The 13,075-nt window shown below is 71.8% G+C and carries 11 protein-coding genes; 6 read left to right on the forward strand and 5 right to left on the reverse strand.

Translation table 11 applies throughout. The annotated features are described in order from the left end of the window. Window positions 1–22 precede the first annotated feature (22 nt). Both ACPZVR_RS06800 and ACPZVR_RS06805 read left to right on the forward strand, forming a co-directional pair. Entirely contained in the window at window positions 23–727 is a 705-nt protein-coding gene (locus tag ACPZVR_RS06800) for a hypothetical protein (RefSeq protein WP_436698822.1), read from the forward strand. Then, the gene (locus ACPZVR_RS06805; RefSeq protein ID WP_436698823.1) at window positions 724–2,424 is read left to right on the forward strand and encodes a glycoside hydrolase family 13 protein; all 1,701 of its coding nucleotides are present in this window, start codon (window positions 724–726) and stop codon (window positions 2,422–2,424) included. The genes ACPZVR_RS06800 and ACPZVR_RS06805 overlap by 4 nt, the downstream gene beginning before the upstream one ends. An 88-nt stretch (window positions 2,425–2,512) precedes the next feature. Here ACPZVR_RS06805 and ACPZVR_RS06810 read toward each other — a convergent pair whose 3' ends face one another. Together ACPZVR_RS06810 and ACPZVR_RS06815 are read right to left on the reverse strand one after the other, a co-directional pair. Next, the gene (locus ACPZVR_RS06810; RefSeq protein ID WP_436698824.1) at window positions 2,513–2,986 is read right to left on the reverse strand and encodes a MarR family winged helix-turn-helix transcriptional regulator; all 474 of its coding nucleotides are present in this window, start codon (window positions 2,984–2,986) and stop codon (window positions 2,513–2,515) included. Next, complete coding sequence (locus ACPZVR_RS06815; protein WP_436698825.1) at window positions 2,983–4,713, reverse strand: MDR family MFS transporter; 1,731 nt, start codon at window positions 4,711–4,713, stop codon at window positions 2,983–2,985. Before ACPZVR_RS06815 ends, ACPZVR_RS06810 begins: the two co-directional genes overlap by 4 nt. A 465-nt stretch (window positions 4,714–5,178) precedes the next feature. On the opposite strand from ACPZVR_RS06815, the gene ACPZVR_RS06820 reads away from it, so the two are divergent. The 4 genes from ACPZVR_RS06820 (at window position 5,179) to ACPZVR_RS06835 (ending at window position 8,622) form a co-directional block, all read left to right on the forward strand. Then, window positions 5,179–6,156 carry a MetQ/NlpA family ABC transporter substrate-binding protein gene (locus ACPZVR_RS06820; RefSeq protein WP_436698826.1) on the forward strand — a complete coding sequence of 326 codons (978 nt, stop codon included), beginning with the start codon at window positions 5,179–5,181 and terminating at the stop codon, window positions 6,154–6,156. Beyond that, window positions 6,153–7,187 carry a methionine ABC transporter ATP-binding protein gene (locus ACPZVR_RS06825; protein ID WP_436698827.1) on the forward strand — a complete coding sequence of 345 codons (1,035 nt, stop codon included), beginning with the start codon at window positions 6,153–6,155 and terminating at the stop codon, window positions 7,185–7,187. Before ACPZVR_RS06820 ends, ACPZVR_RS06825 begins: the two co-directional genes overlap by 4 nt. Continuing rightward, window positions 7,187–7,876: a methionine ABC transporter permease gene (locus tag ACPZVR_RS06830; RefSeq protein ID WP_436698828.1), complete on the forward strand. Its 690-nt coding sequence runs from the start codon at window positions 7,187–7,189 to the stop codon at window positions 7,874–7,876. The genes ACPZVR_RS06825 and ACPZVR_RS06830 overlap by 1 nt, the downstream gene beginning before the upstream one ends. Before the next feature lie 95 nt (window positions 7,877–7,971). Next, the gene (locus tag ACPZVR_RS06835) at window positions 7,972–8,622 is read left to right on the forward strand and encodes a hypothetical protein (RefSeq protein ID WP_436698829.1); all 651 of its coding nucleotides are present in this window, start codon (window positions 7,972–7,974) and stop codon (window positions 8,620–8,622) included. A 33-nt stretch (window positions 8,623–8,655) separates the two neighbouring features. On the opposite strand, the gene ACPZVR_RS06840 is transcribed toward ACPZVR_RS06835, so the two are convergent. Genes ACPZVR_RS06840 through ACPZVR_RS06850 form a run of 3 tightly spaced genes read right to left on the reverse strand, consistent with a single transcriptional unit; the run spans window position 8,656 to window position 13,006 of the window. After that, complete coding sequence (locus ACPZVR_RS06840; RefSeq protein WP_436698830.1) at window positions 8,656–10,680, reverse strand: ABC transporter ATP-binding protein; 2,025 nt, start codon at window positions 10,678–10,680, stop codon at window positions 8,656–8,658. Continuing rightward, window positions 10,677–12,419 carry an ABC transporter ATP-binding protein gene (locus ACPZVR_RS06845; RefSeq protein WP_436698831.1) on the reverse strand — a complete coding sequence of 581 codons (1,743 nt, stop codon included), beginning with the start codon at window positions 12,417–12,419 and terminating at the stop codon, window positions 10,677–10,679. Before ACPZVR_RS06845 ends, ACPZVR_RS06840 begins: the two co-directional genes overlap by 4 nt. Then, window positions 12,419–13,006: a TetR/AcrR family transcriptional regulator gene (locus ACPZVR_RS06850; RefSeq protein ID WP_436698832.1), complete on the reverse strand. Its 588-nt coding sequence runs from the start codon at window positions 13,004–13,006 to the stop codon at window positions 12,419–12,421. The genes ACPZVR_RS06845 and ACPZVR_RS06850 overlap by 1 nt, the downstream gene beginning before the upstream one ends. Between the last annotated feature and the right edge of the window lie 69 nt (window positions 13,007–13,075).

The following is a 13,075-nucleotide window of genomic DNA, read 5'->3' on the forward strand; positions in this document are numbered from 1 at the left end:
ACCCGCCTGCCATGCTGGCCCGGTGACCTCCCTGCCTCCGCTGATCGTCCCGCACCGCTTCAACGGACCGCCCCGTTCGGGCAACGGTGGCTGGACCGCGGGCGCGCTCGCCGCGACGCTGCCCGCGCAGGGCCTCGGCACCGCCGTCACCGTCACCCTGCGCCGGCCGCCTCCCCTCGACCGCCCCATGCCCGTGCTCCCGACCGCCGCCGGCGCGACCCTGACCCACGACGGCGAGGTCGTCGCGGAGGCGGTGTACGCCGAAGCGCGGCCGGTGCCGGTGGCACCGGTCCCGGCGACGGTGGCGGCCGACGCCGAGGCCCACTACCCCGGCCACCGGACCCATCCGTTCCCCACCTGCTACGTGTGCGGCCCCGACCGGCGCGTCGGCGACGGCCTGCGGATCTTCCCCGGAGCGGTCGGCGGCGACCGGGTCGCAGCCACCTGGACGCCGTACGACAGCGCGGTGCCGGTGGCCTGGGCCGCCCTCGACTGCCCGGGTGGCTGGTCGAGCGACCTCGAGGGCCGCCCGTCGGTGCTGGGACGGATGACGGCCGAGGTCCGCAGCGTGCCGCGCACGTCGGAGCGCTATGTCGTCGTCGGGGAGCAGCGTGGCCTGGACGGCCGCCGGACCTACACCGCGGCGACGCTCTACGGCCCCGATGACGAGGTGGTCGCGACCGCCGAGCACGTGTGGTTCACCGTCGACCCGCGGGACTTCGCGTGACCGCCCCCACCGATCGTCCGTGGTGGCGGGACGCCGTGGTCTACCAGGTCTACGTGCGCAGCTTCGCCGACGGCCTGCCGGCGGACGGGGCGGGCGACGGCATCGGCGACCTGCCCGGCATCACCGCCCGCCTGCCCTATCTGCGCGACCTCGGGGTCGACGCGCTGTGGATCACGCCGTTCTACACCTCGCCCCAGAAGGATCACGGGTACGACGTCGCGGACTACACCGACGTGGACCCGCTGTTCGGCACGCTCGCCGACGTCGACCGACTGCTGGAGACGGCCCACGGCCTGGGACTGCGGGTGATCGTCGATCTGGTTCCCAACCACACCTCCGACCAGCACCCCTGGTTCCGAGCGGCGCTGGCCGCCGACCCAGACTCGCCCGAGCGGGCGCGCTACATCTTCCGCCCCGGCCGTGGACCGGACGGCGCCGAGCCGCCCAACAACTGGAACTCGATCTTCGGTGGCCCTGCCTGGACCCGGGTGCCGGACGAGGCGGGCAGCGAAGCGGCACTCCGCGATGCCCGTGGGGCGAGCGAAGCGAGTCCCGGGCGGCGAGCGGCGTCTGCGACACGCTCGGCCCAGAAGACACAGTGGTACTTGCATCTGTTCGACACCTCGCAGCCCGACCTCGACTGGCGCAATCCCGAGGTCGGTGACATGTTCGAGGACGTGCTGCGCTTCTGGCTGGACCGCGGGGTCGACGGCTTCCGGGTCGACGTGGCGCACGGGCTCTACAAGGAGGCCACGCTGCGCGACCAGAAGCGTCCGGAGCAGCCGGCGAAGCTCGCCGAGTCGATGGTCGAGCGGGTGCTCAACGACGAGCCGATGTGGGACCAGCCCGAGGTGCACGAGGTCTACCGCCGCTGGCGGCGCGTGCTCGACTCCTATCCCGGCGACCGGATGGCGGTGGCCGAGGCGTGGACGCAGACCGCGGAGTCGATGGCGATGTTCATCCGCTCCGACGAGCTCCACCAGGCCTTCAACTTCGGCTGGCTCGGCACGCCGTGGTCGGCGCGGGCCTTCGCCCACGTCATCAACGACTCGATCGCCGCGGTCGCGGCGGCGGATGCGGCACCGACCTGGGTGTTGTCCAACCACGACGTCGAGCGCCACCCGACCCGGTACGGCGGCGGGCCGGTCGGTCTCGCCCGGGCGCGCGCCGCCACGTTGACCATGCTCGCGCTGCCGGGCTCGGCATACCTCTACCAGGGCGAGGAGCTCGGCCTCGAGCAGGTGGACGTGCCTCCCGAGGCGCGTCAGGACCCGTCGTGGCTGCGTCAACCGGGGGCAACCGGCCAGCCGGGCCGCGACGGCTGCCGGGTCCCGCTGCCGTGGTCGGGCGACGCGCCGCCGTACGGATTCGGCGGACCGCCCGGCAGCCAGCCGTGGATCCCCCAGCCCGCGGACTGGGGGCCGCTCAGCGTGGAGGCGCAACAGGACGACCCGGACTCGACGCTGGCGTTCTACCGGCGCGCCCTCGCGGCGCGGCGGGCCGTGTTCGCCGGCGCCGGTGAGGCGACCACCGCGGTCGCCGACGACGACCTGCTCGTCGTCCTCCGCGGCGACGTGGCGATCGTCCTCAACGCCGGCTCCGAGGCGGCGCCGCTGCCGGCGGGCGAGGTGCTGATCAGCAGCGGCCCACTGCCCGGCGCCACGCTGCCGCCGGACACGGCCGTCTGGATCCGCTGACCCGACCGCGATGGTCCCGGCCCCCAAGCACCGTTCGACGCCGGTTTCCGGTGCTTGTGGGCCGGGACTGTCGCAGCGGGGCAGACGGTCAGCGATCGGCCGGGATGCCCAGCGCGTCGTTGTAGCGCCGCAGCGACACCGCGAAGTCCCGCAGCTCCTCCGCCGGCCAGTCCCCCAGCCGCTCGTCGAGCAGCTCCCGGCGCTCGGCCGCGACGGCGGCGAGCCGCTCGGCACCGTGCGCACTCACGCTGAGCAGGGTCGCCCGGCCGTCCTCGGGGTCCGGGGAGCGGTCGACCAGGCCGAGCTCGATGAGGTGCTGCACCTGCCGGCTGATCGCGCCCTTGTCGATCTCGAACACCGCACACATCGCGGAGGCGCGCAGCGGGCCGTGGTCGCGGACGTAGCCGAGCATGAGGTACGACGACGGCATCAGCTCCGGGTGCACGGCGCGCGCCCGCTCGCCGATCACCCGCCGGACCCGGCGGATCAGTACGCCGACCTCGGCCTCGAGGTCGCGCAACGCGTCGGTGCGGCTCAGCGCGGCCGGCGCCGGGGTGCTCATCGCCGCCGGCCCTCGTCGGCGCGCCCGCTCTCGATCTCGTAGCCCGGGTAGTCGGCCGCCTCGCCGGCGGCGACCAGGGCCGCCTCGACCTCGGACTCCGCGACGGTCGGCGCCGACGCCCGGCCGGACGCGGTCGTCCCGGCGGGCGTGGCGGCCGGGGCCGCCTCGGCCGGGCCGTTCGTGGTGCGCAACGGGACCTCCTTGATGAACAGGATGCACAGGAAGGCGACCACCGCGAAGGGCGCGGCGACGAGGAACAGGTGCCCCACGGCGTCGCCGAAGGAGGCCTCGTAGACGGACCGGATCGGGCCCGGCAGGTCCGACAGCCTGGGGATGTCGCCGGTGGAGTGCTCCATCGCGCTGAGCTGCTCCTGGCTGATCTTGCCGGCCTTCGCCAGGCTGGTCACGCCGTCCTTGACCCCACTGGTCACCTGGTGGGCGAGGACCGCGCCCAGGGCGGCGACGCCCGCGGAGCCGCCGATCGAACGGAACATCGCGACCACGGAGCTGGCCGCGCCGAGGTCCTCCATCGCGACGTTGTTCTGCACCGAGAGCACCAGGTTCTGCATGGTCGCGCCCAGCCCGATGCCGGTGAGCGCCATGTAGCCGCCGATCACCCACAGCGAGGTGGTCGTGTCGATCGTGCCGAGCAGTGCGATGCCGGCGATGACGAAGACCATGCCGCCGACCAGCCACCGCTTCCACAGCCCGGTCCGCGTGATGATCCGGCCGCTCACGATGCTGGAGACGAGCAGGCCCCCGACCATCGCGACCGACATCAGGCCCGCCTCGGTGGGGCTCATGCCCCGCGCGAGCTGGAAGTACTGGCTCAGGTAGACCGTCGCACCGAACATCGCGACGCCGATCATCACCGAGGCCGCCGTGGCGAGGCTGGTGGTGCGGTCGCGGAACAGTCGCAGCGGGATCACCGGCTCGGTCGCGACCTTCGCCTCCACCCACAGCGCGGCACCGATCAGCACCACGCTGCCCGCGACCAGCGCCGCCGACGTACCGGACACCCAGTCGAAGTTGGTGCCCGCGAGGCTGACCCAGACGAGGATCAGGCTGATGCCGGCCATGATCAGGGTGGCACCGAGGTAGTCGATCTTCACGTCCCGCTTGATCGTGGGCAGGTGGAGGGTCTTCTGCAGGACGACGAAGGCGATCGCCGCGATCGGGATCCCGACGATGAAGCAGCCGCGCCAGCCCATCGGGCTGTCCACGATCAGGCCGCCGAGCAGCGGGCCGCTGACCGTCGCGGTGGCGAAGACCGCGCCGATGTAGCCGCTGTAGCGGCCACGCTCGCGCGGGGACACCATCGACGCGATCACCACCTGGACCAGGGCGGTCAGGCCACCGACCCCGAGGCCCTGGAAGGCGCGCGCGCCGATCAGCACGCTCATGGTGGGCGCCACCGCGGCGACGACCGAACCGGCCGAGAAGATGACCAGCGCCACCTGCACGAGGAGCTTCTTGCTGAAGAGGTCGGCGAGCTTGCCCCAGATCGGGGTGGTCGCCGTCATCGTCAGGAGCGTCGCGACCACGACCCAGGTGTAGCCGGTCTGGCTGCCCTTCAGGTCGGTCACGATCGCGGGGAGGGCGTTGCTCACCACGGTGCTGGAGAGCATGGCCACGAACATCGCGAGCAGGAGCCCGGTGAGGGCCTCCATGATCTCGCGGTGCGTCATCTGGCCCGGTTCGGCGGTGGCCGACGGAGCTGTCGTCATCGAGTCGTCATCTCTTCTCGTCATCACTCGAATAGTTGTCGTAGATCAACCATATGACGATTGGTTGATGTGCGACAACCTTCTGTGACGCGCGACACCGGCGCCGGGCACGCCGGCGGACGGGCCGAAATGCAGCGACCCGCAGGTGTGGCCCCGGGACGGGACCCCGCCCGGTGGATGGTCCGGGCTCACCTGCGGGTCGGGTGGCTGCGTTGGATTCGCGCGCAGCCTTCAGAACGGCTGGGCTGCTAGCGGGCAGCCACCTCACGCATCCGATGAGAAATCATTCTTCGGACCACCTCCTTTCCCGTGTGCGACAACGGTAGGTCGGGCGGCCGGCGTGCACAACGGGATTTCGCCGCCGCGCCCCGCGCACGCCTCTCGGCGCGGCCTTCCACGCCGCCTGTGACGGAGCCAACGTCCCCGGGACGGAATGTCGAGCGGCCCAGTCGCCTTTGACCTGGCATGTCCGACCCGCATCCCCTCATCGAGGCCCCGAAGTCCCGCCTGCCGCTCGTCGTCGGCGCGGTGGTGGTGGCGTTGGCCGTGGTCGCCGCCGCGGTGTTCCTCCTCACCCGCGACGGCGACGAGACCCGCCGCGCGACCGGGGGCGACGGCGCCACGGAGCAGGCCGAGCCGTCGAAGGACGACCCGGTCAAGGTCGTGCTCGGCACCGTCGGCGCCAGCGACCCCTACTGGACCACGTTCGAGGACGCTGCCCGCGAGGCCGGGATCGAGCTGGAGATCCGCGACTTCGCGGAGTACCCGCTCCCCAATCCGGCGCTCGCCGAGGGCGAGCTGGACGCCAACCAGTTCCAGCACATCGTCTACCTGGCGGAGTACAACGTCGCCAACGACGACGACCTGGTCCCACTCGGCGCGACCGCGATCTATCCCCTCGGCCTCTACTCCGACAAGTACGACGACGTCGCCGACATCCCCGACGGCGCGACCGTGATCGTCCCCGACGACGACTCCAACCAGGCCCGCGGCCTGCTGGTGCTGCAGTCGGCCGGCCTGATCGAGCTCGAGGGCGGCGGCTCGATCTTCTCCACCGTCGCGGACGTCGACGAGGCCGCCTCGCGGGTGAAGGTGAAGGCGCTGCAGGCCGACCTGACGCCGACCTCGCTGCCCGACGTGGCCGCGGCGATCGTCAACAACGACTTCGTCGAGGACGCCGGGCTCTCGTTCGACGACGCGATCGTCGTCGACGACGCCAGCGACCCCACGGCCGTGCCGTACGTCAACATCTTCGCGGTCCGTGCCGAGGACAAGGACAACCCGGTGCTCCGCCGGCTGGTCGAGGTCTACCAGCAGACGCAGGCCGTCCTGGACGGCGTGGACGCGGCCGCCGGCGGCACCGCCGAGTTCGTCACCCTCGGCCAGGCCGAGCTCGAGCAGAGCCTGCACGAGGTCGAGAAGCAGATCCGCGCCCAGCAGTGACCGCTCCCCTCGTCGAGCTGCGTGGCGTCGTCAAGGACTTCCCCGGCGCCCGCCGCGGCGACCGCGCGCACCGGGCCGTCGACGGCGTCGACCTCCGCGTGGAGCCCGGCGAGATCTTCGCGATCATCGGCCACTCCGGGGCCGGCAAGTCGACGCTGGTCCGGCTGGTCAACGCCCTCGAGCCGGTCACCTCGGGCAGCGTGGTCGTCGACGGCGTCGAGGTGACCACACTGCCCGAGAAGCGCCTGCGCGAGCTGCGGCTCGGCATCGGGATGGTGTTCCAGCAGTTCAACCTGATGGAGTCGCGCACCGTCTGGGGAAACCTGGCCTTCCCCCTCAGCGTCGCCGGGCGGTCCCGCGCCGAGCAGCAGCGCCGGATCTCCGAGCTGCTGCACTTCGTCGGCCTGGCCGACAAGGCGCACGCCCGGGTCGGCGACCTGTCCGGCGGCCAGAAGCAGCGCGTCGGCATCGCCCGCGCGCTCGCCACCGAGCCGCGGCTGCTGCTGGCCGACGAGGCCACCAGCGCCCTCGACCCCGACACCACCCGGGACGTGCTGGACCTGCTCGCGCGGGTCAACCGCGAGCTCGGCATCACCATCCTGCTCATCACCCACGAGATGGACGTCGTACGCCGCATCGCCCACCGCGTCGCGGTGATGGAGGCGGGCCGTGTGGTCGAGCAGGGCCGGACCGTCGACCTCTTCGCCGACCCGCGGCACCCGGTGACGCGGCGGTTCGTCGGCACCGTGGTCGACGACCTCCCGGACGCCGACGCGCTCGCCGCGCTCCGCGCCCGTCACCCGGGTCGCCTCGTCCGGCTGGCGTTCCGCGGCCATGAGGTCCGCCAGTCCGAGGTGTTCGCGACCCTCCTGCGCCACGACGTGGCCTTCGAGCTCGTCTACGGCGGCATCGAGGAGGTCCAGGGCACGACGTTCGGCAACCTGACCCTCGCCCTCGCCGGCGACGCCGGCGCGATCGAACGGGCCCTGACCGAGATCGGCTCCCTCGTCAGCTGGACGGAGGTCGCGTGATGAGGGCCGTGACACCCGGCCTCGCGATCGACACGCGGCTCGGCGAGCTGCAACCGGAGTTCTGGCAGGCCGCCGGCGAGACCCTGTTGATGGCCACCACCGCGCTCGTGCTCGGCGGCCTGCTCGGCCTCGCCCTCGGGCTCGGGCTGTACCTCACCCGCAAGGGCGGGCTGTACGCCCACCGGCCGTCGTACGTCGTCCTCAACGTCGTGGTGAACTTCTTCCGCCCGATCCCGTTCGTCATCTTCGTCGCCGCCCTGCAGCCGCTGGCGCGGGTCGTGGTCGGCACCGGCATCGGGACGCCCGCCGCGACGTTCGCGATCGTGGTCGCCGCGACCTTCGGCATCAGCCGGATCGTCGAGCAGAACCTGGTCACGGTCAGCCCCGGAGTCATCGAGGCCGCGCGCGCGATGGGCGCCGGCCGTGCGCGGATCACGTTCAGCGTGCTCGTCCCCGAGGCGCTCGGCCCGCTGGTGCTCGGCTACACCTTCGCGTTCGTCGCGATCGTCGACATGACCGCCATCGCCGGCGTCGTCGCGGGCGGCGGACTCGGCTCGTTCGCGCAGCGCTTCGGCTTCCGGCAGTTCGACGACGTCGTCATGTGGGCCTCGATCCTCGCCCTCGTCGCGTTCGTCATGGTCATCCAGCTCGGCGGCAACCTGCTCGCACGCAAGGTGCTCCGCCGCTGACCCGGGTGTACCACGCACCGACCGGATTCGTCGTCCGGCGGCCCGGCCGGCGACAGATTCGGTTGGTACGTCGCGTTCGCGGGTAGGCGGAGGACATGACCGGACCGCTGACCCGGCGTACTCCTGCCCTCGCCCTGCTGCTCGCCCTCGGCGCCGCCGCGCTCGCCGGCTGCTCCGCCGACGATCCCGCAGACGATCCCGACGACGCTCGTCCGGCACCCGCCAGCACCCCGCCGGCGACCGAGCCGCCGCCCAGCCCGACCGACCCGGCGCCGGTGGACCTGCCCGCGCTGGTGATCCGGCCGGCCGCCGTCGGCGACGCCCAGGTCGGCATGACCCGCGCGGAGTGGGAGGCGACCGGTCTGTTCGCCGACGGCGCCGCGATCTGCGAGAGCGAGCTGATCCACTGGAAGGACGACCCCGACGGCCGCGGGCTGCGGGTCCTGACCGACGAGGACGCGACCATCGTCCAGCTCTGGGTGACCGCGCCGGGCCCGGCGACCGACCACGGCGGCCTCCAGGTCGGCTCGACGTACGGCGAACTTGCGGCGGCGTTCCCCGACCTCACCGAACCCGTCGACGACGGCTTCGACCAGGCCTCGGTCTTCCCGCCGGGCGAGGAGGACGGACTCCCCTATCTCGGGTTCCTGCTCGACGCCCCGCCCGACGAGGTCACCGGCGACACCCCGATCGCCGCCATCGCGGTCACGGGCGGCGAGCCGGCGTACTTCCGGTCCGACTGCTGAGTCCCTGCGCGCCGTGACGCGCTGGCGGGTCGCTCACCCCGCCGCCGCGGCGAACTGCGCCGCGTGCAGGCGGGCGAACGCGCCGTCCCGCTCGAGGAGCTCCGCGTGCGAGCCCTGCTCCACGATCCGCCCGTGCTCCATGACGAGGATCAGGTCCGCGTCGCGGATGGTGGAGAGCCGGTGGGCGATCACGAAGGACGTCCGGTCGGAGCGCAGGGCCGCCATCGCCTGCTGCAGCAACAGCTCGGTGCGGGTGTCGACCGACGACGTCGCCTCGTCGAGGATCAGCAGCGCCGGCTGGGCCAGGAACGCTCGGGCGATGGTGATCAGCTGCCGCTCACCGGCCGACAGGTTGGAGCCCTCGTCGTCGACGCGGGTGTCGTAGCCCTCCGGCAGGGAGTGCACGAACCGGTCGACGTACGTCGCCCGCGCGGCCTCGCGGATCTGCTCCTCGGTCGCGTCGGGGCGTCCGTAGGCGATGTTGTCGCGGATGGTGCCCTCGAACAGCCAGGTGTCCTGCAGCACCATCCCGATCCGGCTGCGCAGCTCCGCGCGCGACATCTGCGTCACGTCCACCCCGTCGAGGGTGATCCGGCCCCCGTCGAGCTCGTAGAACCGCATGATCAGGTTGACCAGCGTGGTCTTGCCGGCGCCCGTGGGGCCGACGATCGCGACCATCTGGCCGGGGTGGGCGATCAGCGAGAGGTCCTCGATGAGCGGCTCGTCGGGGTCGTAGGAGAAGTCCACGTGCTCGAACGCGACCTCGCCCCTCGTCCGGGCCGAGCGCGTCGGATGCGTCGCGCCGCCCGCCGCGCCGGCGTCCACCGGGTCGACCTCCTCGTCGGCGTCGAGCAGCTCGAAGACCCGCTCCGCCGAGGCGACGCCGGACTGCAGCAGGTTGGCCATCGACGCGATCTGGGTGATCGGCTGGGTGAAGGTCCGGGAGTACTGGATGAACGCCTGCACCTCACCGAGCGACAGCGATCCCGACGCGACCCGCAGGCCGCCGACGACCGCGACCACGACGTAGTTGAGGTTGCCGATCAGCATCATCATCGGCATCACGAGCCCGCTGATGAACTGCGCGCGGTACGACGACTGGTAGAGCTCCTCGTTGGCGGCGTCGAACTCCTCCTCGACCGCCGCGCGCCGGCCGAACACGGTGACCAGGGCGTGTCCCGAGATCGACTCCTCGACCTGGGCGTTGAGGCGGCCCGTCTGGCGCCACTGGTTGATGAACTGCGTCTGCGAGCGCTTCATGATCCGGCTCGTGACGAACATGGCGATCGGCACGGACACCAGCGAGATGACCGCGAGCAGCGGGGAGACCCAGAACATCGCACCGAGGACGCCGACCACCATCAGCAGCGAGGTGAGCAGCTGGCTCATCGTCTGCTGGAGGTTCTGGGCGACGTTGTCGATGTCGTTGGTGACCCGACTGAGCAGCTCTCCCCGCGGCTGCCGGTCGAAGTACGCCAGCGGGAGCCGGTGCACCTTCTCCTCCACGTCGGTGCGCATCTGCCGCACGGTCGCCTGGACGATGTCGTTGACCAGATAGCCCTGCAGCCAGCCGAGAACCTGCCCGCCGACGTAGACGAGCAGAGTGATGAGCAGGATGTGGGCGACCTTGTCGAAGTCGACGCCCTGCCCCGGGACGACGTCGAGGCCGCGCAGGAAGTCGGCGAACCCGCTGTCGCCGGCGGCCTCGGCGTTCGCGACCGCGTCGGCCTTGGTGCTGCCCTCGGGCAGGCGGCCGCCGATGAAGCCGTTGAACACCTCGTCGGTCGCGCGGCCCAGCAGCCATGGGCCGACGACGACCGAGGCGACGCTGCCGATGCCGAGCAGGAGGACCGCGACGGCGCGCCCCCGCGCCGGCCGCAGCCGCGCGACCAGGCGCCGGGCCGACGTACCGAAGTCGTCGGCCTTCTGGCCGACCATGCCGCCCATCGGCCCGCGTCCGGGACCGCCCTGCTGGACGATCCGCTCGGTCTGCTTCATGGTGCCCGTCTTGGCGGGGGGCTTGCCCCCGCCGGCCGAGCCGGTCGAGACCTCGCTCATGCCACGACCTCCTCTTCTCCCCTGATGCCTTGCGAGGCGGCGATCTCCTGGTACGTCGCGTTGTCGCGCACCAGCTCGTCGTGCGTGCCCTGGCCGACGACCTCGCCGTCCTCGAGGACGAGGATGACGTCGGCGTCGCGGATGGTCGCGATCCGCTGCGCGACGATCAGCACCGTGGCGTCGCGGGTCACCGGCCGGAGCGCCGCGCGCAGCCGGGCGTCGGTGGCGACGTCCAGGGCGGAGAAGGCGTCGTCGAACAGGTAGATCTCGGGACGCCGGACGAGCGCGCGGGCGATGGCGAGGCGCTGCCGCTGGCCGCCGGAGACCGTCGTACCGCCCTGCGACACCGCGGTCTCGAGCTGCTCGGGCATCGCGCGGACGAAGTCGGCACCCTGCGCGATCTCGAGCGCCGCCCACAGCTCCTCGTCGGTGGCCTCCGGGCGGCCGTAGCGCAGGTTGGAGGCGATCGTGCCGGAGAACAGGAAGGCGCGCTGGGGCACCAGTCCGATCCGCGACCGGAGCAGCTCCGGCTCCAGGTCGCGCACGTCGACACCGTCGACCCGCACCGTGCCCTCGGTGGCGTCGAGCAGCCGCGGCACCAGGTTGACCAGGGTGGTCTTGCCGGCCCCGGTGGAGCCGATGACGGCGATCGTCTGGCCGGGCCGGGCGGAGAACGTGACGTCGCGCAGGACCGGCGCCTCGGCGCCGGGATAGGTGAGACCCACGCCCTCGAGGTCGAGGTGGCCGGAGACGGCGACCTCGGTGACCGGCCGCGCCGGGGGTACGACGCTGGTGCGGGTGGCGAGCACCTCGCCGATCCGGTCCGCGCTGACCGAGGCCCGCGGGATCATCATCAGCATGAAGGTGCCCATCATCACCGACATCAGGATCTGCATGAGGTAGGACAGGAACGCCGTGAGCGCGCCGACCTCCATCTGGCCGCCGTCGACCCGGTGGCCGCCGAACCAGATCACGCCGACGCTGGCGACATTGGACACGGCCATCACGAGCGGGAACATCAGCGCCATCCAGCGGCCCGCGCGCAGCGAGACCGCGGTCAGGTCGTCGTTGGCCCGCTCGAAGCGCCGGACCTCCTGCGGCTCGCGGACGAACGCGCGGACCACCCGGATGCCGGAGATCTGCTCGCGCATGACCCGGTTGACGTCGTCGAGCCGCTCCTGGACCTGCCGGAAGGCCGGCACCATCCGCGACACGACGATGCCGATGCAGACGAAGAGCACCGGCACGACGGCGACGACGAGCCAGGACAGGCCGAGGTCCTCCCGCATCGCCATGATAACGCCGCCGACCATCATGATCGGGATGGTCACGGCCATCAGGCAGGTCATCATCGCCAGCATCTGCACCTGCTGGACGTCGTTGGTGGCGCGGGTGATCAGCGACGGCGCGCCGAAGGTCGAGACCTCACGGGCCGAGAAGCTGCCGACCCGGCCGAACACGGCCTTGCGCAGGTCGCGGCCGAACGCCATGGCGGTCTGTCCGCCGAACCAGGCCGAGGCCATCGAGCAGGCGGCCTGGACCAGCGCGACGGCGAGCATGAGCCCGCCGATCTTGACGACATACCCGGTGTCGCCGCGGGCGACGCCCTTGTCGATGATGTCGGCGTTGAGGCTGGGCAGGTAGAGCATCGCCACGGTGCCGGTGAACTGCAGCACGACGATGGCCGACAGCCAGCCCTTGTAGGGGCGCAGGTGGTCGCGCAGGAGGCCGATCAGCATCAGTGCGAGTCCTTCCTCAGCACACCGTCCAGGACGGTGTCGACGATCTCGACGGGGGTGAGCAGGTCGCCGTCGGCGATCTCCTCGTGGGACGCGGCGAAGGTCAGCAGCCGCCAGACATGGAGGACCCGGTCGGGATCACGGTCGAACCGATCGATGTCGGGGGCGAGGAGCAGGTAGAGCCGGTCGTGCACCTCGGCGAGGCCCTGCTTGATCTCGGGCCGTTCGGTCAGGTGGTCCGGTGGGCCGACGAAGCCCATGGATCTCATCAGCCCGAAGATCGCGAGGAATCGCTGCTGCAGGATGGAGGTCATCGCCACCATCCGCTCGCGCAGCGGCAGCCCGAGATCGATCTCGTCGAGCCGGTGCAGCACGTCCCCCGGCTCGAAGGCGCGCGCGATCGTGGTGTCGATCAGGTCGTCCTTGGAGTCGAAGACACGGAAGATCGTCCCCTCGGCGACCCCCGCCGCCTCGGCGATCAGCCGGGTGGTGACCCGCCGCCCGTGCTCGTAGAGCAGCGGCCGGGTGGCCCGGATGAGCATCTCCCGCCGGTCGTCGGGCGACAGCGGCGTGGCGCGGGGTGGCATGGCGGCCACAGTAAATGAGTGAGTACTCACTCACAAGTCCTTTTCCGCCGCCGGACGCGGCAAAAGGGG

The sequence above is a fragment of the Nocardioides segetis genome (assembly GCF_051390595.1).
Taxonomy (GTDB): Bacteria; Actinomycetota; Actinomycetes; order Propionibacteriales; family Nocardioidaceae; genus Nocardioides.